We start from the raw sequence: 19,069 nt of genomic DNA on the forward strand, positions 1-19,069 counted from the left end.
CCCCGGACTGGCTTTGCCGCGGTTCCGTACCGTAAAAATACCGGCGCGAACTTTAAGCCTCCGCTAGCGCTACAAGGGTACCGTGGAGCCTTCTCAACCAGGGAGGCGGCGCCATGGACGCTGCGGCGCTGGGATCCCGGCTCGATGCCGGAACCCAACTTTTGAAGAAGTTCGTTCGTTTCGCGCGCGGCGCGGATACGCTGAGCGTCGCGGAGAAGGTCTACAGCATCGCCGGCTTCCTGGCGATCGTGACCACCTTTCTGCTCGTGATGTCGATCCAGTCGGTGCGCTTGCAGACGACCTACCGTCACATGCATGCCTCTTCCGCCGAGGCGGCGATCAGCGTCGGACGCATCAACACGCTGATCTACGCCATCGTGATGGAATCGCGTGGCATCTACATGTCCGGCGATCGCAGCGCGATGAAGCAGTTCGCCGACGGGCTGGTGCGCCGCAACCGCGAGCTCGCCGACGCCGTGAAGAACATGGAACGGACCGTCGGCAACGACGACGCCGCGCAATTCGCCGGCTTCCGTCAGCGCATCGCCAATTTCATCGAGTTCCGCCAGGAGCTGGCGCGGCGCGGGCTCGAGATCAGTGCGGCCGCAGCGCGCGAATTGGGCGATAATGATGCCAACCGGACGCTGCGCAACAAGCTCAACAGCGATCTCGAGACGCTCGAAGGCATCTACAGGGAGCGCGCCCGCCAGGCGGACGAGCTCGCCAACGAAAATCACTATGCCGCCGCCTATCTGTTCGTGCTTGGGCTCGCGGCTCTCCTTCTGGCGGGGCTGAACGTCGTCGTGATGCGCGGCTCGGTGGTCGGGGCACTCGCCGAGATTACGCAGGCGACCGACCGGATCGCGGACGGCGACGTCAAGAGCAAGGTGCCGCATCTGGGCCGTCATGACGAGATAGGGCATCTCGCGCGCGCCGTGCAGCATTTCCGCGATGCGGTGGCGCGTATCTTCGAGCTGGAAGAGCTCGAGCTCGGCACCGCGCAGGCGCGCGACGCGGCGATGACCGAGCGCGACCAGTTCAACGACAAGTACCAGGCCAAGAAGTGGCAGCTGTCGGCTGCGATCAACAGCATGCCGCAGGGCCTGATCATGCTCGACGCCAAGGCGAACGTGGTCGCGATGAACGGCAACTACCGGCGGATCTACAATCTGCCCGAGACGATCCAGGCCGGATCGACGACGCTCGAGGAAATCCTCCAGCACCGGGTCAAGAGCGGCTTGTTCAGCGGCGACATCGAGAAATTTCTCGCGGCGGTACTCGGCCGGATCGCGCGGCGCGAGCCGGCAACCTCTGAACTCACCTTGAACGACGGACGCATCATCAGGATCTACGAGCGTCCGATGGATGGCGGCGGCTGGGTGTCCGTGCAGGAGGACGTCACCGAGCAGCGTCAGCGCGAGCGCATTCTTCAGCGCATGGAGCGTTTCCTCGCCACCATCATCGAGAACGTGGCGGAGGGCATCATCGCCAAGGATGCCCGCAACCAGCGCTACGTCTTCGTCAACAGGGCCGCCGAGAAGATGATCGGCATGTCGCGCGGCGAGATCATCGGCAAGACAGCGCGGGAACTGTTCTCGCCGGAGGCCGCCGAATTGATCGAGCGGCGCGACCAGCAGCTTCTGTCGCAGAAGCAGCAGCTCGAACCGATCGTCGATACCATCGACAATCCCACGCGCGGTCGCCGCGTGATCTCGGCCCGGCGGGTCCAGATCGGCGGCGCGGGCGAAGAGTCCCACATGTTCGTGACCATGGTCGAGGACCGAACCGAGACGATGGTGGCGGCCGCGTAGCAAGCGACGCGTCAGCTTCCTTCGGATTCGCGCGCTTCGATCGCGCCCGCGACCTTCTCGTGGCCGGCGGCCCAGAGCGCATGCTCGTCGCTGCCGTTGAGGTAGGGATTGGCCTCAGCCGGGATGTTTTCGCGCGCGGCGCGTTCGCCCTCTGCAAAAGGATCTCGATCGGTCATCGTGGTCTGGCCTTTCTGGCTTTGGGACGCGCGGACGGCTTGTCCGCTTCACCACTGAGCCTGGCGCTCTTGCGCAGCGCGGCCCTGAGATCGATCGGGATGCCGTGCTTCTTCAACAGGTCGGTAAAGGCTTCGTCCGCGAGCTCCTGAAACGTTGCCATCCTGTCGCGCCCCAATTGCTTCAGCTTGTTGAACGTATCCTCGTCGAACGCGATCAGTTTGCGCATGATCGTGGCAGCCTCCTCGTTTCAAGCTGATGTGACCGGGTTTGTTCCGGAACGGGTCCCGGCCCGGGCCGTTGACAGGCCAAAGGAGCATTTCCGATGGCCAGATCGTCTGCAACCGTCTCAATCAAGACCTTGATCGTGATCTTCAGTCTTGCGGCGATGCCGGCCGTATCGTTCGCGCAAGCGACCGGCGGCGCGGCGGGATCGACCGGCGGCGCCGCCAACGCGCCGCCGCCGCCGCCCGGGACCAACAGCCTGGGGACCGCTCAATCATCCGGCGCGAATACGGCTCCTGGCGTCACCACCGGCACCAGCGCAGGTGCTTCGGCCGACGCCACCGTCAATACCGAAAACCGGATGCTCGACAAGAAGCTGAAGAGCATTTGCCGTGGCTGCTGATGCTCGCGCGGAAGTGAGGCAGCGTGGCTGTCAGGAATGCCTCGATGGCATTAGCTTGATCGTGCGTTGAAGCGTGGAGCGTGTCCACGCGGAGGATCGAGTGATGTTACGTAAGATGATGATGGCGGCGCTGGCCGTTGTGGCAGTTGGGTTGTCGACGCCGCAGGCGGCACAGGCGGGCGGTCACGGCGGAGGCGGCTGGGGTCATGGCGGCGGTGGCTGGGGCCATGGCGGTGGCCACTGGCACGGCGGCGGCTTCTGGCCTGGTGTCGCTATCGGCGCGGGTATCGCCGGCGCCGGTTACTATGGCGGCTACTACGGCTACGGTTACCCCGCCTACGGCAATTCCTATTACTATGGTACCGGCTACGATGATGGCGGTTATGGCGGCTGTTACGTCGTGCGCAAGCGCGTGATGACGCCTGCGGGATGGCGATACCGTCGCGTCGACGTCTGCGAGTGAGGCGGAAGGACCTGCGGGCCCACTAAAAAACAAGGTCGTTGACGCAGTATACCGTCAACGACCTTGCCAGCCCCGGATATTGAAATCGGCTCACGCCATCCGGTGAGGGCGAGCATCGCGCGGAATCATACGGGCGAATGTGATCCAGTTCACAAGTGGAAAAAATTAGAGTCGCCGCGCGGAGGCCCGCTCAGCCGCGCGAGCGCTTGCGCGCGCTGGCATGGACGCGGTGCCGCACCGGTTTCTTGCGGGTAACCGACGGCGTCTCGGCCTCGGAGGTCCGGACGCTGGCAAAGGACTGCCGCAAGCCGTCGATGGACTCGTTCAGGGTCGCCACCTGCTCCGAGAGGCGCTTGGTGTCGGCCTGCTGGGACGCGAGCAGTCGCTTCACGGTCTGGAGCTGGTCCTGCACGACCTGGAGCTGGTCGATCGATTCCTGCTGGGTCGCCTCCAGCCCCTTGGTCTTCTCGACGAGCTGCTCGGAGGCCTGGGCGGTGCGGGTCTGGAGCTGCCGCGACGCCACCACCCGGTCGGTCTCCGGCGCAGAGCCCGTATAGGCGCGCCAGATCGCGATCGAGGTCACGCCGGCGATCAGCAGGAGAAGGGCGGCCGCCGTCAGCGCGATGGGCTGGGCGCCGAGGCGAAGCAGGGGGTTGGACGGTGCGTCCTCTGCGAGATCGATCATCGCTGACAAAACCCAAATTGAAACTTGGTGAGTGGCGAAGACCGGCAGCCCGAATACGGCGGCCGGGATGTCCCGAAAGTGTTACTGTTCGGCAACAATTGGGACCAAAAAGAGGCTGAAGGTCAAAAAAGGCGGCGTGGACCCGGCTTTGCACCCCGGCGTTTGCAGCGGATCGCGGGATTCAGGGCTGAAACGGCGAAAATGGCCCGGAATAGGTCTTCGGTCGCGGCGCCGCATACGGCCCGAGGCGGGAGGTCTTCAGGCCCAGCCGCACCAGTGATTCCGCCAGCGTCACCGCGGCGGCGACGCCGTCGACCACGGGCAGGCCGTGCGTAGCGGCGAGCTCATTGGCGAGATCGGCCATGCCGGCGCAGCCGAGGACGATCGCCTCCGCGTGGTCGTCGCGGATCGCGGCGGTGATTTCCGAAGAGATTTTTGCGAGCGCATCAGTGTTGCGCTCTTCCAATGCCAGCACCGGGACCTCGGCGGCGCGAACGCGGGCGCAGCGCTCGGCGAGGCCGTACTTCTTCAGGTTATGCTCGATCGGCACGATCGAGACGCCGAGCGTCGTCACCACGGCAAAGCGCGCCGCGATCAGGCTCGCGATGTGGAAGCCGGCTTCGCCGATGCCGATCACCGGCGCTTTGGCAGCGGCGCGCGCGGCATCGAGACCGGTGTCGTCGAAGCAGGCGATGATGTGGGCATCCGCGCCGTCGCGGTCTGCGTCACGAATGCAGCCGAGCATTCCGGGGACGGCGAAGGCTTCGTCATAAAAGCCCTCGATCGAGACCGGGCCCATGGTCGGCTGGCGCGCGTCGATCGATGTGTCGGGCAGCGCGACGCTGCGCGCCGCAGCAGCGATCTTCGCTGTCATCGACGCGGTCGTGTTGGGATTGACGACGTGAAGTCGCATCGCGATCAGACAAGCCCCTTGTCAGACAAGCCCTTTGCCGGCGTCCGAACCCTTGGCCGCCTGCCGCTTGTTGAGCACGTGGATGGTGCCGAGCGCAAGGCTGATCACCGTGAACGAGACGGCGGAGATCACGGTGCCGAGCGCGTAGATGTCGGGGTTCGTCACGGTGGTGGTGAGGCCCTGCAGATCCAGCGGCAATGTATTGACCGCCCCGATCGCCTGGCTGGAGCGCGCCAGCTCGTCCCAGGACAGCGTGAAGCCGAACAGGCCGATACCGATCACCGAGGGCAGGATGATCGGCAGCACGACATGACGGAAGGCCTGCCACGGCGTCGCGCCGAGATCGCGCGCGGCTTCCTCCAGCCTGGGATCGAAGCGGTTGAAGATCGCAAACATGATCAGCAGGCCGAACGGCAGCGTCCAGGTCAGATGTGCACCGAGCCCGGAGGTGAGCAGGCCCATCGAGGTCTCGAAGTTCTCGTTCCAGTGCGCCTTGATCAGATCGTCGATGATGCGGAATTCAAGCGAGATGCCGAGCGAGGTGATGATCGAGGGCACGATGAGGCTCGCGATCGCAGAGTAAAATAGAATGCTTTGCGCCTTGAACTTGCGCCGGAAGGCCATGCCGGCGGCGACCGACAGCACGACGGTGACGATCATCACGATGATGCCGAGCAGCAGCGAACGGCGGAAGGCCGCCCCGAGATCGACGATGCCGGTGCCCTGGAACAGTTTTGCGATCCAGAAGGTCGACACGCCGTTCATCGGGAAGGTGAGGCCGCCCTGCGGGCCCTGGAACGACAGCACATAGATCGCGATCATCGGGCCGTAGAGGAACAGCGTGTAGGCCGCGAAGAAGATCGCGAGCACGTAGAACGAGCGCGGGCGTCCTTCCTTCATGCTCTAGAGCTCCTTCTTGATGTCGACGATGCGCGACATCATGGTGATGATCAGGAACGTAATGATGAGCAGGATCACGGCATTCGCAGCGGCCGCCGGGAATTGCAGCGCGTTCACCCGGGTCTCGATAATCTTGCCGGCAGCTGCAATCTGCTGGCCGCCCATCACGCCGATGGTGATGAAGTCGCCCATCACGATGGTGATGACGAAGATCGAGCCGATCACGATGCCGGGCTTGGCGAGCGGGATGATGACGTTGACGAGCGTCTGGAAGCCGGTGGCGCCGGCATCATAGGCGGCCTCGATCAGCGACTTGTCGATGCGCACCATCGAATTGAAGATCGGCACCACCATGAAGAAGGTGAAGAGGTGCACCAGCGCCAGCACCACGGAGAATTCGGAGAACAGCAGCCACTCCAGCGGCTGGTTGATCAGCCCTGTCTTGACGAGGCCGGAGTTGACCAGGCCATTGCGGCCGAGCAGCGGAATCCACGCGATCATCCGGATCACGTTGGAGGTCCAGAACGGGATCGTGCAGAGCAGCGACAATCCCATTTGCCAGGTCTTGGACTTGACGTGGAAGGCGAGGAAGTAGGCGACCCAGAAGCCGATGAAGAGTGTGATCGCCCAGACCATGAAGCAGAGCTTCAGCGTCATCACATAGGTTCGCCCGATCGTGCAGAGATCGGGGAGCTGCGCGATGCAGCCTTCGAACGTGTCGGTATAGCCGCGGCCCGAGAAGGCCGGCAGCAGCTGGTATTCGTTGTAGTCCCAGAACGAGACGATGACGACGAACACCAGCGGGATCAGGAAGAAGGCGAGAAACACCAGCATCATCGGCCCGGCCTGGAGCCAGGAGACGAACGAGGGCGACAGGCGCGCCGCCTTGGTGCGGCGCGCCGTCTCCGATCCCCGGCCAAGGTCCGGAGATGCCTGTTGCAGGATGTCCTCTGAGGTGTCCATCACGTCAGGCCGCGATGAACTCGTTCCACTTGCGGACCATGTAGTCGTTCTCGTCCATCACCGCGTTCCAGCAGGCGACACCGCCCATGCGGTCCTCGTAGGAGCCGCCGTCACGCACCGCGCCGGCCTTCTCCAGCAGCGAACCGTCGGGCGCCTTGATGTCCTTCTCGGCCGGCTTGCCTTCCATCCAATAGGCCCACTCGTAGGGCTCCATGTGCGCCTTCGCGGTGGAGAGCACGGCGGAGTAATAGCCCTGGCGGTTGAGATAGGCGCCGGCATAGCCGGACAGGAACCAGTTGACGAACTCATAGGCCCATTCGAGCTTCGCACCCGAGACGCCCTTGGAGACGCAGAAGCCCGAGGCCCAGGAGCGGTAGCCTTCCTTGAGCGGCTGGAAGGTGCAGGCGATGCCCATCGAGCGCACCTTCGTCACCGCCGGCGACCACATCGACTGGATCACCGTCTCGCCCGAGGCCATCAAATTGACGCTCTCGTTGAAGTCTTTCCAGAAGGCGCGGAACTGGCCGGCCTTCTTGGCTTCGGTCATCACCTTCATGGTGAGATCGATCTCTTCCTTGGTCATGTTGCCCTTGTCGGCATATTTGTACTTGCCGGTGGCTTCGACGACCATCGCGGCATCCATGATGCCGATCGAGGGGATGTTGAGGATCGAGGCCTTGCCCTTGAATTCAGGGTTGAGCAGCTCGGACCACGAGCTGATCGGGCGCTTGATGATGTCGGGGCGGATGCCGAGCGTGTCGGCGTTGTAGACGGTCGGAATCAGCGTGACGAACTCGGTCGCCGACGTCGCGAACTTCTTGGAGTCCTTGCCTTCGAGATAGAGCACCTTCCAGGGCGCGGTGCCCTGGTTGCCGATCTTCTTGCCGCCAGGCGTCTGGCCCTTGGTGAAGACCGGTGTGATGTTGTCGAATTCCTTGATCTTCTTGGCATCGAGGGCAAGGATGTTGCCCGACGGCACCAGCTTCTTCAGCGAGAAATATTCGGTGTCCAGCACGTCGAAGGAGTTCGGCTGGGTCATCACGCGCTTGGTGACGTCGTCGGTGGTCGCGGTGATGTATTCGATCTTGATGCCGGTGTCCTTCAGGCACTGCTTGGAGATGTCGTCGCCCTCGTTCACGGCGGTGCCGAGATAGCGCAGCACCTTCGGCTCGGCCGACATCACGTAGGGGAAGCCGGTGATGGCGCCGGAGCCGGCGGCGAGGCCGGCGAGACCCGCGGTGCTCTTCAATAGCGTGCGGCGGCTGACGCCGGTCTTTCTGGTCGTCTCGGTCATATCGCTCACTCCTCTGTGTTGCGCATTTTCTAAGATGAAGGCGCTATTGCAGGCGCTGCGCCTTGGCGGGATCCCAGGTGGCCAGCACGCGATCGCCCGGACGGAACGGGTGAACGTCGAAGGCGGCCTCGGAAACGTGGGAGAACAGGGACGTGCCGTCGTCGAGCGTCAGCGAGACGGCGACATAGGAGCCCTGGTACTCGGTCTGGGTCAGCAGCGCCGGCGCGCCGAACGCGCCGTCAGTGAACGGCACGATGCCGAGCTGATCGGCGCGCACGGCGATGAGCTTGCCGGCGTCGCTGAGGACGTTGTGGCCGCCGATGAAGCGCGCCACGAATTCGGTGCGGGGGTGGTGGAAGATGTCGCGGGCCGAGCCCTGCTGCTCGATCTTGCCGTGATTCATCACCACGATGTGGTCGGCGAGCGCCATCGCCTCTTCCTGGCCGTGGGTGACCTGGATGAAGCTGATGCCGAGCTCGCGCTGGAGCCGCTTGAGCTCGCCGCGCATCTTCACCCGCAGGAACGGATCGAGCGCGGACAGCGGCTCGTCGAGCAGCAGGATCTGCGGCTCGGTGATCAGCGCCCGCGCGAGCGCGACGCGCTGCTGCTGGCCGCCGGAGAGCTGCGCCGGCAGCCGCGCCGCATAGGGGGTCATCGCGACCAGCTCGAGCAATTCGCCGGCGCGCTTGTGCCTGGTGGCGCGGTCGACACCGCGCATTTTCAGGGCAAACGCGACATTGTCGAGCACCGTCAGGTGCGGAAACAGGGCGTAGGACTGGAACATCATCGCGGTGCCGCGCTTGGCGGGCTCGAGGTCGGTGACGTTCTGCGGGCCCAGGATGATGTCGCCCTCGCTGACCGCCTCATGGCCCGCGATCATGCGCAGGGTCGAGGTCTTGCCGCAGCCGGAGGGGCCGAGCAGGCAGCAATAGGTGCCGGCCGGGATCTTGAGGTTGACGTTGTCGACGGCCAGCGTCGTGTCGTAGCGCTTGGTGACGGCGACCAGTTCGAGAGCGGCAGGAGTGGCCATGGCGTGTCCGCTGGGAGGGCGATGCTCCGACTTTCTCCGCAAGGTCCGTGCCAACCGCCCGGAGACTGCCGAATTCCAAAACTGTGCAGTGGAGTCAGCTCGTTAGATCGAATCCGGCGCAACGGCGCGGCGCGCGGCGTGGGCAGCAATATGCACACAAAATGTGCTCGGATTGTATAAAGTTTCGCCTGTGATTGGATACAGCTCGTCGACTAACATTCGAGACCGAACGTCGCCGATCGAGCCCTCAAGCCCAAGCCCCTCGAAGTGATGGCCGCCAACACCCGCCCAAAATCCGATGCGCCAGACGCGAGCGATCGCGTCAGCCGTATCAGGGAAGGCGTGACCGCGGCGATCCTCGAACATCGCCTGCTGCCGGGCACGAAGCTCGGCGAGGACGAGATCGGCGAGATCTACGGTGCGAGCCGCACGCTGGTCCGCACCGCGCTCCAGCAGCTCGCGCATGAGGGCATCGTCAACATCGAGAAGAACCGCGGCGCCTTTGTTGCACGTCCGACGCCAGCCGATGCCCGCGAAGTGTTCGAGGCGCGCCGCCTGATCGAGCCCACCATCGTCGACCACGCGATCGACGCGGTCTCGCCGGCCTGGCTCGATCGCCTCCAGCGTCATCTCACCGAAGAGCGTGAGGCGGAGCTGCGCGGCGACGCGCGCGCTTCGGTCCGCCTTTCCGGCGAGTTTCACAAGCTCGTCGCCGAGATGTCTGGCCACAGCATCTATCTCGGCTTCCTGAAGGAGCTGATCGCGCGCTCTTCGCTCATCATCCTGCTCTACCGCCGTCACGACACGCCGGCCTGCGGCACCGATCATCACGCCGGCATCGTCACCGCGATCCGCAAGCGCGACAAGCAAGCCGCTCGCGCGCAGATGCTGTCGCATCTGAACGAGATCGAAGCCGAGCTGTTCCTGAAGGATCCCGCCGCTGACGAGTTGCGGCTCGCGGACGTGCTGGGCGCGTAAGCGAACCGCACGGTCGTCTATGGCAGCGAAGATCCTTCGTTTCGCCCGACGATCTTCAGCACCAGCAAGCCGGCGCCAAGCACAAGGAAAAGGATGCCGACGAAAGTCGTGCCGCTGGATTCAAAGGTTACGCCGACCGCGGTCAGCAGACATCCGATGATGATTGCGAAGAGTCCGCCGAGTTTCTTGACCAGCAGGACGTGTCCGTCACTCGTTTGTGCCGCCATGTTGCGCCTCGCACTTGATAAGCGGTCTGCTTTCAAAACTCGCCTCTGGCCCCATCCCGTTGAGCAGGCCGCGAGATATCGTACGCCTGTGTGAGGTGGTTGCAATCTTGCGTTGATCATAGGTTAGACATGATGTCGGCCTTTTGATTAGAGTTCGATGCAAGCGAGACAGAAGAGCTTACGTATTTGCCGCAAATTGCGACGCGAATGCACAGTCCGCGCATCCCTCATGGAGTCGTATGGCTGAGTTGCAAAATCTTCCTATGGTTGCAAATTGACTCCGCGAGGACGTAGGCATCAACTTGAGGCAGTGTCGAGTTCTAGAACGGAGCCGACAGCAGTTGAATCCGTTCTGCGGAGTTCTGCCATGGCACTAGCTCTGGCTGACGAACGAGAGACCGCCTACGTTTCGACCGGCCACTTGCCCGCTCCCGAGATCGTGCAATCGCTGGTGAACGAGGCTCAGCGGCGCTTCAAATCAAATCGTGACGGTGACAATTCGCAGGTCTATCCGGCGCTTGCCCGGGTTCCGGGCGATCTGTTTGGCGTCTGCGTCGTCGGAACCAGCGGGCAGGTCTACGGTGCTGGCGACGTCGACCACGAATTCTCCATCATGAGCGTGTCGAAGCCGTTCCTGTTCGCGCTGGTCTGCGAGACGATCGGGCCGGAGCAGGCGCGCGCCAAGCTTGGTGCGAATGCGACCGGGCTTCCGTTCAACTCGCTCGCTGCGGTCGAGCAGGGCAGCGGTCGCACCAACCCGATGGTGAATGCCGGCGCGATTGCGACAACCAGCCTCGCGCCGGGAGCTACGCCCGCAGCGCGGTGGGCGTTCATCCATGACGGGCTGTCGCGCTTTGCCGGCCGCAAGCTGCCGCTCAACGAGGAGGTCTACGCGTCAGCGTCGCAGACCAATTTCCGCAATCGCAGCATCGCGCGCCTCTTGGAGAGCTACGAGCGCATCTATTGCGACGCGAAGGAAGCGACCGACCTCTACACGCGGCAGTGTTCGCTCAATGTGAGTGCCCGCGACCTCGCCGTGATGGGGGCGACGCTGGCCGACGGCGGCGTCAATCCGGTCACCAAGCAGCGCGTGGTCGATGCCTCGGTCTGCCATTACGCGCTGGCCGTCATGATCACGGCCGGCCTCTACGAGACCTCGGGCGACTGGCTCTACGACATCGGCCTGCCCGGCAAGAGTGGGATCGGCGGCGGCATCGTCGCGGTGTCGCCCGGCAAGGGTGGCTTCGGCACCTTCGCACCGCCGCTCGATGCGGCCGGCAACAGCGTGCGGGGACAGCTCGCCGCAAAGTTCCTGTCGCAGCGGCTGGGCATGGATCTGTTCGTATCGCAACCGGAGCAATGAATGCGAGAGCGATCGGCGGGCCCCCGCCCGACCGATCGCAATGCCGATCAAGCCGGAGGACGTCATGGCCACACAGACAATCTCGATCGGCGGCATCCACCAGGAGGAGCGTGCGTCATGGATTCCCATGATCTCGATTGCGCTCGGCCAGATGATCATGTCGTTCAACGTGGCCTCGCTCCCGGTCGCGATGGGCGGCATGGTCGCAAGCTTCGGCGTCGCGCCGACCATGGTCGCGACCGGCATCGTGGCGTACTCGATGCTGGTTGCGGGTTTCGTCATGCTCGGTGCCAAGCTCGCGCAGCGTTTCGGCGCGTTGCAGGTGTTTCGCATGGCCGTCGTGCTGTTCTTTGTCTCGCAGCTGATGATGACGTTCAGCCCCTCGGCCGCGGTCATGGTCTCGGCGCAGGCGCTCTGCGGCGCCGCTGGCGCAGTGATCGTGCCTTCGCTGGTGGCGCTGATCGCCGAGAACTATGCCGGTCGCCAACAGGCAACCGCGCTGGGCGCGCTCGGCTCGGCCCGTGCGGCCGCCGGCGTGCTCGCCTTCGTCATCGGCGGCGTGCTCGGGACCTATATCGGCTGGCGACCCGCGTTCGGCATCCTGATCGCGGCTTCCGCCATCGTCTTCCTGATGAGTTTTCGGCTCAAGCCGGATCACGGCCGTAGCGATGTGCAGATCGACCTCGTCGGCGTCGCGCTCGCAGCAAGCGCGATCATCCTCATCAGCTTCGGCTTCAATAATCTCAACGGCTGGGGCCTTGCGGTTGCGACGCCGAATGCGCCGTTCGATCTGCTCGGCCTATCGCCGGCGCCGTTCATGATCGTGCTCGGGATCGTGCTGGGCCAGGGGTTCCTGCTCTGGACCCACCGGCGGCAGGCCGCGGGGAAGACGCCGCTGCTGGCGCTGGAGGTGGTGGATTCGCCGCAGGAACGCTGCGCGGTCTTTGCGCTGTTCGCGGTGGTGGCACTGGAGGCTGCACTGAACTTCACCGTGCCGCTCTATATCCAGATCGTGCAGGGACGGTCGCCGATCGCGACTGCGATCGCGATGATGCCGTTCAACCTCACGGTCTTCTTCTCGGCGATGCTGATCGTCAATGTCTACGAGCGGCTGACGCCGCGCCAGATCGGCCGTTACGGCTTTGCGTTCTGCACCATCGCGCTGGTCTGGCTCGCCTTCGTCGTGCGCAACGACTGGAGCGAGGTTCCCGTGCTGTTCGGGCTGGTCCTGTTCGGCATCGGCCAGGGCTCGCTGGTGACCTTGTTGTTCAACGTCCTGGTGACGGCGTCGCCAAAGGCGCTTGCCGGGGACGTCGGCTCCTTGCGCGGCACCACGCAAAACCTCGCCGCTGCGGTCGGGACCGCGGTGGCCGGGGCGCTGCTGGTCGGCCTGCTCAGCACCATCGCGCTCGGCAAGATCACGGCGAGCCCCGTGCTGACGCCGGAGCTCCAGGCCCAGGTCGATCTCGACAACATCACCTTCGTCAGCAACGACCGGCTGCGCAGCGTCCTCGAACGCACCAGCGGCACGCCGGAGCAGGTGACGGAGGCGGTCCGGGTGAACACCGAGGCGCGGCTGCGGGCGCTGAAGATCGGACTTCTCATCATGGCGGGCCTTGCGCTGATCGCAATCATTCCGGCCGGACGGCTTCCCGATTACCTGCCGGGCGAGATCCCGAGCGATGAGACCAAGGCAAGGACGTGAGCTGGAAGTCGCGGGCAGGGGACTTTGCGAAGGAGAGCCCCGGAGATGAGATCGTTGAGTGAGATGGATCGCCGCCGCGCGCTGCGCACGCTGCTTGGAGGCGTGGTCCTCGCAGGTGCAGGCGTGAGCCTGTGGTCGCAGGACGCAGCTGCTCTGCCTGAGGTGCCGCCGAACGCTGACGCGCCTCCGGTCAAACACGAAGCCGCCAGTCGCATTTATGCGCAAGCCGCCCGTCCGTTACCGGCACCGGGCCATCGTCCACCACACCGACCGCCGCATCGTCCGCCGTCGCGTCCGCCCTCTTGGCATCGGCGACGCCGGCGCTGGGTGTGCTGGTGGCATCGTAGCCGTCGCCATTGCGGCTGGCGCTGGAGATAACCGAAGGAGGACGTCATGACGACCTACGATCACAGCGCGCCGATGGGCGCAACCCGACTGCCGCAACCGTCCCGCTGGGTCTGCGTCCTGCTCGGGCTCTTCATGGTCTTCACAGGGCTGATGGTGCTGGGCGACGTTGCGTTCTTCACCGTGGTCAGCGCGCTCTTCATCGGCTGGATGGCGATTGCCACCGGCGCCTTCGAGATTTTTCACGCGTTCTGGACCAAGGGCTGGGGCGGCTTCGTCTGGCAGGTGGTGCTCGGCATTCTCTACATCGCCTTCGGCATCATCCTCGTCAGCCAGCCGCTGACCGGCGCCTTGTTGCTGACCTATGTGCTGGGCCTCGCGCTCCTGATCTCCGGTGTGGTCCGCATGCTGATCGGCATCGGCCGCTGGCAACAGGGCGGCGGGATCATGCTGGCGTCCGGGCTGTTCGGCGTGCTCGCGGGGCTGGTCATCCTCACCGGCTTTCCGATGACCGGGCTCTGGGTGCTGGGACTGCTGCTCGGCATCGATCTGTTGTCGCACGGCATCGGGTGGCTGACCTTTGCGTGGCGGCCCGTGGCGGCAACGGCATAGTCGGCGTGGAGACTGAACATGTCGGGATCGAATGCGCGGGCCGGCCTCGTGGCGCTGCTCGCGGTGCTTCTCTGCAGCGCGTTGCCTGCGCCGGCCCAGCAGAATTCCTCGGTCCTGTTCCGCAACGTCAGGATATTCGACGGAAGGAACGCTGCGCTTTCGGCCGCGTCCAATGTCCTCGTCAGGGATGGGAAGATCGAGAAGATCTCGATCACGGACATCGCGGCCGCCGGTCAGGTGATCGACGGTGGCGGCCGCGTGCTGATGCCGGGGCTGATCGACGCGCATTGGCATGCGATGCTGGTGCGCCCGACGCCGATGGCCGCGCTCGCGGGCGATATCGGCTACAACAATCTGCTCGCCGCCAGCGAAGCAACCGCAACGCTGATGCGCGGCTTTACCACCATACGCGACATGGGCGGCCCGAGCTTCGGCCTCAAGCAGGCCATTGACGAGGATCTCGTCGCAGGCCCCCGCATCTATCCCTCCGGCGCCATCATCACCATCACCAGCGGCCATGGCGACTTCCGCCAGCTCTCCGATCTGCCGCGCACCATCGGCGGCATGCTGAGCCGCATGGAGCGGATCGGCGGCAGCATGGTCGCCGACAGTCCCGACGAGGTGCGCGTGCGCGCGCGCGAGCAGCTCATGCAGGGCGCTTCCCAGGTCAAGCTCACCGCGGGCGGCGGGGTCGCATCGCCCTTCAGCCCACTCGACGTCTCCACCTTCACCGAGCCGGAGCTGCGCGCGGCAGTCGAAGCCGCCGACAATTGGGGCACTTACGTTGCCACGCACGCCTATACGCCGGTCGCGATCCAGCGCTCGATCGCAGCCGGCGTCCGATGCATCGAGCACGGCCACCTCATGGACGAGGCGAGCGCAAAGCTGATCGCGGAGAAGGGCGTCTGGCTCAGCACGCAGCCGTTCCTGGATCTCTCCGGCGCCGCGGCGCTCGGCCCTTCGGAGCAGGACAAGATGCGGCAGGTGGTTGCCGGCACCGACCGCGTCTACGCTCTTGCGAAGAAGTACCGCATCAAGACCGCCTTCGGGACCGACGTGCTGTTCTCGAAGGCGCTGGCGGACAAGCAGGGCTCGATGCTGGCCGCGCTGACGCGCTGGTACACGCCGGCCGAAGCACTGGCCATGGCGACGTCCACCAATGCCGAATTGCTGAGCCTGTCCGGCTTGCGCAATCCCTATCCCGGCAAGCTCGGCGTGGTCGAGGAGGGGGCGCTCGCAGATCTCCTCCTGGTCGACGGCAATCCGCTCGACAACATCGCCCTCGTCGAAGATCCCGCGAAGAATTTCGTGGTCATCATGAAGGGCGGCAGGGTCTACAAGAACAGCCTTGCGCGCTGAGGTGAGGGGCCTGTTTGCCGCATCCGGCGACTATGCCTCGACCGCGAGCTCCTTACGCACCAGGCTGACCCAATAGGTCGAGCCGAGTGCCAGCACGTCATCGTTGAAATCATAGAGCGGGGTGTGCAGCCGGTGGCAGGGGCCGTCCTCGGCGCTGCCGTTTCCGATCCGGATGAAGGCGCCCGGGCGCTGCTCCAGCATGAAGGCGAAGTCGTCGGCACCGGTGTTGAGCGGGATGTTGGTGTCGACCTTTCCCGCGCCGACGATGCCGGCCGCAACCTCCGACGCGATCGCGACCTCCGCTGCGGTGTTGACCAGCGGCGGATAACGGCGCTTGTACACGACCTCGGCGGTGCAGCCCTGGATCGCCGCAACGCCTTCGGCCAGCTGCCGCAGCCGCTGCTCCAGAATGTCGCGCACGGCGGGCGAGAAGCAGCGCGCGGTCCCGGTGATCACGACCTCGGCCGGGATCACGTTCGGGGAGCTGAAGGCGCCGGCTTGAATATGTCCGACGCTGAGCACGGCCGGCTCCACGGCCGGCACGTTGCGGGCAACGATGGTCTGGACGCCGAGGATGAAGTTGGCGAGCGGGATGGTGGGATCGGTTGCGGTGTGTGCGCCGGATCCACCGTGGCCGCCGCTGCCGCGGAAGGTGACGATCCAGGTGTCGCTTGCGGCCAGCGCCGGGCCCTGGCGGATACCGAACTCGCCGGCGCGCAGTCCGGGCTGGTTGTGCATGCCGTAGACCGCGTCGGTCGGGAAGCGCTCGAACAGGCCTTCCTCCAGCATCACGCGGGCACCGCCCAGGCCTTCCTCCGCGGGTTGGAAGATGAAATGCACGGTGCCGCCGAAATCCCTGTTCTCGGCGAGGTAGCGCGCAGCACCGAGCAGCATCGCCGTGTGTCCGTCGTGGCCGCAGGCGTGCATCTTGCCCGGGACGGTCGAGCGATGCGCAAACTCGCTCTTCTCCTCGATGCGGAGCGCGTCCATGTCGGCGCGAAGCGCGATGGCGCGCTGCCCGGGCCGGTTGCCCCTGAGCGTGCCGACGACACCGGTCCCGGCGATCCCCTCATGCGTCTCGATCCCCCAGTCGCGCAGCCTGCCGGCCACCAGCGCCGCGGTCCGCACCTCCTCGAACGCGATCTCCGGATGGGCGTGAATGTCGCGCCGGATGGCGATCAGCTCGCCCTCGAAAGTCTTGATGGCGGACAGGATGGCGTTGCTGGTCATGATCGTGGCAATTCCGGATTCGGGTGAGGTGAGGCGAGACGCAAGCCCCGATTAGCCGGCCGGACTCGAACGGGGAAGAGGCACGCGCGCACAGGAGGCAGGCATCGATTGCGCTGCTCGCGGAAACCCCGCGAAAAATTTCGTGGTGATCATGAAGGACGGCAAAGTCTACAGGAACATCCTGGCACGCTGACGCGTGCATAAACCGGTGTGGCCAGCGACATTGGACGTCTTCTAGTCCCGCTCAACGGGAACCGGCTTTTTTCGCCGCGAGCCGGGCTCGATGTCCGGCGTTGCGCGAGGTGGCGCGGAGCTTGTCACAATCTCGGGCCTGTCATCCGACGCGTGACTTCTAAGCGTCTCCAAAACCAGAAAGAATTTCTCGGCTAGCATGAGTCAAGCTCGTTGAGGCGTTCACATCGGTTTCGATCAACGCGAGATTCGATGGCAATTCGATCACTTGCTATGCGCCGCCGCAATTTAATTCGCAGCGCCGTACGAATTATGACAGTCCAAATCGATGTCTGGCGTGCGGCAGGTGCATGTGGACCATGACGCGCTGCGACGTAACGTGACTATTCCTTGCGAGCCTGACCGGCTATATGCTGGCGCTCTGTCATCGAATTGTCATGTCACCGGAAATGCTGAAATCAGACGCTACGCCGGCTCGCAAAACTGTGGGCGCGCCGGACGGGAATCCTGTCTCGAAAGACAACAAGAGGACGCAAGTCGCCGGCGGTTTCCTCAGGCCGCGCGAATTCGGCCTGGAACCGACGGTCTTCGAGAGCGGTGTCGCGGATCAGGGGCCATCGCATGACACGGCGCCTGCACCGGAACCAACCCACGCGAGCGCCGCTGCGCGCGCTGCGGGCGAAATCGAGCTCAAGCTTCTCGTCGATGCCGATTGCATGGCGGATTTCAACGCCGCGCCCGTCATCGCCGCCAACGCGCGCAACAAGGGTTCGCGCAAACATCTCAGGTCCGTCTACTACGATACGCCCGAGCGGACGCTTCGGCGCAATGGCTTGAGCCTGCGCGTTCGCCAGAGCGGCGCGCGCTTTGTGCAGACCGTGAAGACGGACGCGGCGGATGATCCGCTGCGCCGGGGCGAGTGGGAGGCAAGCGTGCCCTCGCTCGTGCCTGATCTCGCTCTGGCGATGCCCTTCATTCCGGAGAAGCTTCGCACCCACCTCGAAGCGCATCCGCTCGAAGCCGTCTTCACCGCCGACATCCATCGTCACGCGCGGATGATCGACCTGCCGACCGGCACGGTCGAGATCGCCTTCGACCAGGGCGAACTGATCGCCGGCGACTGTTCGTTTCAGGTGAGCGAGATCGAACTCGAATTGAAGAGCGGAAGCGCCAGCACGATCTACGAGATCGCGCTGCGGCTTGCGGAGCATGGCGCGGTGAAGCCGTCGATCCGCACCAAGTCGGCGCGCGGCTTCGACCTTGCCGCGGGCAAGCCGCCGGCGGCGCACCGCCCGCGAAAACTTCGCCTCGATCCGTCAGTCACGCTCGACGAGGGCTTCGCGACGATCTTGCGCTCCTGCTTGCTTCATCTGCTTCAGTCGCTGCCGGCGGCCGAGGACGGGCGCAACCCGGAAGGCGTCCATCAGCTGCGCGTCTCGCTGCGCCGGCTTCGTTCTGCGCTCGACCTGATGCGATCGGTCGGTGCGCTCAGCAATCTCGATGCGCTGCGGTCGGAAGCCAGATGGCTGGCGCAAGACCTCTCCGCCGCGCGCGACTGGGATGTGTTCCAGCTCGAGACCCTGCCGACGATCGCAAAGGCCTGTCCGTCGGTTGCCGGCTTCGGTGCGCTGGGCCGGGCTGCGGCAGAGCGTCAGTCCGACGCCTATCGCAAGGCGCATCATGCTCTCGACGATCGTCGCTGTGCCGTATTCCTGATCAGTCTCGGTAGCTGGATCGAGACGCGGGGCTGGCGCAACGATGTCGCGGCCGAAGATCTCGGCCAGCTCTCTGAGCCTGCCGTCAATTTCGCGCAGCGCATCTTGTCGGAACAATATGCCAAGGTGCTCAAGCGCGGCCGGCGCTTCAAGTCGCTTCCTGCCGAAGATCTGCACCGGGTGCGGCTCGCGACCAAGCGGCTGCGCTATCTCGGCGAGTTCCTGCTGCCGCTGTTCGCGGATCGCAAATCCGCGAAGAAGTTCTCGCGCCGGCTCGCCGCCTTGCAGGAGGAGCTTGGCGCCTTCAACGACATGGCGGTCACCGCATCATTGCTCGACGGGCTCGGTGCCGAGCCCGACAGCGCCATTGCCGCGGCCGCGATCGCCGGCTGGCAGGCGCGTGCATCGGTCGGCGTGCAGCCGGCTCTGCAGGGCACATGGCGCGATTTCACCGCCGCGCGGGTACCGTGGTCGTAACAGGG

The 19,069-nt window shown here is 64.7% G+C and carries 19 protein-coding genes; 9 read left to right on the top strand and 10 right to left on the bottom strand.

Annotated elements, in window-relative coordinates:
• The first annotated feature begins 113 nt into the window (after window positions 1-113).
• Window positions 114-1,811, top strand: coding sequence for a PAS-domain containing protein (locus AC1RR3_RS12115; protein WP_492822680.1), 1,698 nt, complete (start codon window positions 114-116; stop codon window positions 1,809-1,811).
• Window positions 1,812-1,822: 11 nt separating this feature from the next.
• On the opposite strand, the gene AC1RR3_RS12120 is transcribed toward AC1RR3_RS12115, so the two are convergent.
• Together AC1RR3_RS12120 and AC1RR3_RS12125 are read right to left on the bottom strand one after the other, a co-directional pair.
• A complete protein-coding gene (locus AC1RR3_RS12120) occupies window positions 1,823-1,987 on the bottom strand; it encodes a hypothetical protein (RefSeq protein ID WP_492822682.1) in 165 nt (54 codons plus the stop codon).
• The gene (locus AC1RR3_RS12125; RefSeq protein ID WP_492822684.1) at window positions 1,984-2,214 is read right to left on the bottom strand and encodes a hypothetical protein; all 231 of its coding nucleotides are present in this window, start codon (window positions 2,212-2,214) and stop codon (window positions 1,984-1,986) included. Before AC1RR3_RS12125 ends, AC1RR3_RS12120 begins: the two co-directional genes overlap by 4 nt.
• A 96-nt stretch (window positions 2,215-2,310) precedes the next feature.
• On the opposite strand from AC1RR3_RS12125, the gene AC1RR3_RS12130 reads away from it, so the two are divergent.
• Both AC1RR3_RS12130 and AC1RR3_RS12135 read left to right on the top strand, forming a co-directional pair.
• A complete protein-coding gene (locus AC1RR3_RS12130) occupies window positions 2,311-2,613 on the top strand; it encodes a hypothetical protein (RefSeq protein WP_492822686.1) in 303 nt (100 codons plus the stop codon).
• 103 nt (window positions 2,614-2,716) lie between these two features.
• Window positions 2,717-3,076, top strand: coding sequence for a hypothetical protein (locus AC1RR3_RS12135; RefSeq protein WP_492822688.1), 360 nt, complete (start codon window positions 2,717-2,719; stop codon window positions 3,074-3,076).
• 190 nt (window positions 3,077-3,266) lie between these two features.
• On the opposite strand, the gene AC1RR3_RS12140 is transcribed toward AC1RR3_RS12135, so the two are convergent.
• From AC1RR3_RS12140 to AC1RR3_RS12165, 6 genes are all read right to left on the bottom strand, one after another.
• Window positions 3,267-3,761 carry a hypothetical protein gene (locus AC1RR3_RS12140; protein WP_492822690.1) on the bottom strand — a complete coding sequence of 165 codons (495 nt, stop codon included), beginning with the start codon at window positions 3,759-3,761 and terminating at the stop codon, window positions 3,267-3,269.
• A gap of 181 nt (window positions 3,762-3,942) precedes the next feature.
• Window positions 3,943-4,674, bottom strand: coding sequence for an aspartate/glutamate racemase family protein (locus AC1RR3_RS12145; protein ID WP_492822692.1), 732 nt, complete (start codon window positions 4,672-4,674; stop codon window positions 3,943-3,945).
• 21 nt (window positions 4,675-4,695) lie between these two features.
• A complete protein-coding gene (locus AC1RR3_RS12150) occupies window positions 4,696-5,574 on the bottom strand; it encodes an ABC transporter permease (protein WP_492822694.1) in 879 nt (292 codons plus the stop codon).
• 3 nt (window positions 5,575-5,577) lie between these two features.
• Window positions 5,578-6,537 (bottom strand): ABC transporter permease, encoded by a 960-nt coding sequence (locus AC1RR3_RS12155; RefSeq protein WP_492822696.1) that lies wholly within the window; start codon window positions 6,535-6,537, stop codon window positions 5,578-5,580.
• A 4-nt stretch (window positions 6,538-6,541) separates the two neighbouring features.
• The gene (locus AC1RR3_RS12160) at window positions 6,542-7,831 is read right to left on the bottom strand and encodes an ABC transporter substrate-binding protein (protein WP_492822698.1); all 1,290 of its coding nucleotides are present in this window, start codon (window positions 7,829-7,831) and stop codon (window positions 6,542-6,544) included.
• 43 nt (window positions 7,832-7,874) lie between these two features.
• Window positions 7,875-8,861 carry an ABC transporter ATP-binding protein gene (locus AC1RR3_RS12165; protein WP_492822700.1) on the bottom strand — a complete coding sequence of 329 codons (987 nt, stop codon included), beginning with the start codon at window positions 8,859-8,861 and terminating at the stop codon, window positions 7,875-7,877.
• Window positions 8,862-9,131: 270 nt separating this feature from the next.
• Between AC1RR3_RS12165 and AC1RR3_RS12170 the strand changes: the two genes are divergently transcribed.
• Window positions 9,132-9,839 carry a GntR family transcriptional regulator gene (locus AC1RR3_RS12170; RefSeq protein WP_492822702.1) on the top strand — a complete coding sequence of 236 codons (708 nt, stop codon included), beginning with the start codon at window positions 9,132-9,134 and terminating at the stop codon, window positions 9,837-9,839.
• 17 nt (window positions 9,840-9,856) lie between these two features.
• Here AC1RR3_RS12170 and AC1RR3_RS12175 read toward each other — a convergent pair whose 3' ends face one another.
• Entirely contained in the window at window positions 9,857-10,066 is a 210-nt protein-coding gene (locus AC1RR3_RS12175) for a hypothetical protein (RefSeq protein ID WP_492822704.1), read from the bottom strand.
• A 367-nt stretch (window positions 10,067-10,433) separates the two neighbouring features.
• Here AC1RR3_RS12175 and glsA point away from each other — a divergent pair, with 367 nt between their 5' ends.
• The 4 genes from glsA (at window position 10,434) to AC1RR3_RS12195 (ending at window position 15,450) form a co-directional block, all read left to right on the top strand.
• Window positions 10,434-11,429 carry a glutaminase A gene (gene glsA / locus AC1RR3_RS12180; protein WP_492822706.1) on the top strand — a complete coding sequence of 332 codons (996 nt, stop codon included), beginning with the start codon at window positions 10,434-10,436 and terminating at the stop codon, window positions 11,427-11,429.
• A 64-nt stretch (window positions 11,430-11,493) separates the two neighbouring features.
• Window positions 11,494-13,134: an MFS transporter gene (locus AC1RR3_RS12185; protein ID WP_492822708.1), complete on the top strand. Its 1,641-nt coding sequence runs from the start codon at window positions 11,494-11,496 to the stop codon at window positions 13,132-13,134.
• A gap of 393 nt (window positions 13,135-13,527) precedes the next feature.
• Window positions 13,528-14,091 carry an HdeD family acid-resistance protein gene (locus AC1RR3_RS12190; RefSeq protein WP_492822710.1) on the top strand — a complete coding sequence of 188 codons (564 nt, stop codon included), beginning with the start codon at window positions 13,528-13,530 and terminating at the stop codon, window positions 14,089-14,091.
• Between the two features lie 18 nt (window positions 14,092-14,109).
• On the top strand, window positions 14,110-15,450 hold the full coding sequence (locus AC1RR3_RS12195) for a metal-dependent hydrolase family protein (protein WP_492822712.1): 1,341 nt from the start codon (window positions 14,110-14,112) through the stop codon (window positions 15,448-15,450).
• A gap of 30 nt (window positions 15,451-15,480) precedes the next feature.
• On the opposite strand, the gene AC1RR3_RS12200 is transcribed toward AC1RR3_RS12195, so the two are convergent.
• A complete protein-coding gene (locus tag AC1RR3_RS12200; protein ID WP_492822714.1) occupies window positions 15,481-16,680 on the bottom strand; it encodes a M20 aminoacylase family protein in 1,200 nt (399 codons plus the stop codon).
• Window positions 16,681-17,321: 641 nt separating this feature from the next.
• On the opposite strand from AC1RR3_RS12200, the gene AC1RR3_RS12205 reads away from it, so the two are divergent.
• Window positions 17,322-19,064, top strand: a complete 1,743-nt coding sequence (locus AC1RR3_RS12205) for a CYTH and CHAD domain-containing protein (protein WP_492822716.1) — start codon at window positions 17,322-17,324, stop codon at window positions 19,062-19,064.
• Window positions 19,065-19,069 lie beyond the last annotated feature (5 nt).

The sequence above is a fragment of the Bradyrhizobium sp. GW821-FHT13H05 genome (genome assembly GCF_058804065.1).

Excerpts from the sequence above, each read along its gene's own strand:
- AC1RR3_RS12115 (WP_492822680.1), top strand. The coding sequence starts at position 114 with ATGGACGCTGCGGCGCTGGGATCCCGGCTCGATGCCGGAACCCAACTT.
- AC1RR3_RS12120 (WP_492822682.1), bottom strand. The coding sequence starts at position 1,987 with ATGACCGATCGAGATCCTTTTGCAGAGGGCGAACGCGCCGCGCGCGAA.
- AC1RR3_RS12125 (WP_492822684.1), bottom strand. The coding sequence starts at position 2,214 with ATGCGCAAACTGATCGCGTTCGACGAGGATACGTTCAACAAGCTGAAG.
- AC1RR3_RS12130 (WP_492822686.1), top strand. The coding sequence starts at position 2,311 with ATGGCCAGATCGTCTGCAACCGTCTCAATCAAGACCTTGATCGTGATC.
- AC1RR3_RS12135 (WP_492822688.1), top strand. The coding sequence starts at position 2,717 with ATGTTACGTAAGATGATGATGGCGGCGCTGGCCGTTGTGGCAGTTGGG.
- AC1RR3_RS12140 (WP_492822690.1), bottom strand. The coding sequence starts at position 3,761 with ATGATCGATCTCGCAGAGGACGCACCGTCCAACCCCCTGCTTCGCCTC.
- AC1RR3_RS12145 (WP_492822692.1), bottom strand. The coding sequence starts at position 4,674 with ATGCGACTTCACGTCGTCAATCCCAACACGACCGCGTCGATGACAGCG.
- AC1RR3_RS12150 (WP_492822694.1), bottom strand. The coding sequence starts at position 5,574 with ATGAAGGAAGGACGCCCGCGCTCGTTCTACGTGCTCGCGATCTTCTTC.
- AC1RR3_RS12155 (WP_492822696.1), bottom strand. The coding sequence starts at position 6,537 with ATGGACACCTCAGAGGACATCCTGCAACAGGCATCTCCGGACCTTGGC.
- AC1RR3_RS12160 (WP_492822698.1), bottom strand. The coding sequence starts at position 7,831 with ATGACCGAGACGACCAGAAAGACCGGCGTCAGCCGCCGCACGCTATTG.
- AC1RR3_RS12165 (WP_492822700.1), bottom strand. The coding sequence starts at position 8,861 with ATGGCCACTCCTGCCGCTCTCGAACTGGTCGCCGTCACCAAGCGCTAC.
- AC1RR3_RS12170 (WP_492822702.1), top strand. The coding sequence starts at position 9,132 with ATGGCCGCCAACACCCGCCCAAAATCCGATGCGCCAGACGCGAGCGAT.
- AC1RR3_RS12175 (WP_492822704.1), bottom strand. The coding sequence starts at position 10,066 with ATGGCGGCACAAACGAGTGACGGACACGTCCTGCTGGTCAAGAAACTC.
- glsA (WP_492822706.1), top strand. The coding sequence starts at position 10,434 with ATGGCACTAGCTCTGGCTGACGAACGAGAGACCGCCTACGTTTCGACC.
- AC1RR3_RS12185 (WP_492822708.1), top strand. The coding sequence starts at position 11,494 with ATGGCCACACAGACAATCTCGATCGGCGGCATCCACCAGGAGGAGCGT.
- AC1RR3_RS12190 (WP_492822710.1), top strand. The coding sequence starts at position 13,528 with ATGACGACCTACGATCACAGCGCGCCGATGGGCGCAACCCGACTGCCG.
- AC1RR3_RS12195 (WP_492822712.1), top strand. The coding sequence starts at position 14,110 with ATGTCGGGATCGAATGCGCGGGCCGGCCTCGTGGCGCTGCTCGCGGTG.
- AC1RR3_RS12200 (WP_492822714.1), bottom strand. The coding sequence starts at position 16,680 with ATGACCAGCAACGCCATCCTGTCCGCCATCAAGACTTTCGAGGGCGAG.
- AC1RR3_RS12205 (WP_492822716.1), top strand. The coding sequence starts at position 17,322 with ATGCTGAAATCAGACGCTACGCCGGCTCGCAAAACTGTGGGCGCGCCG.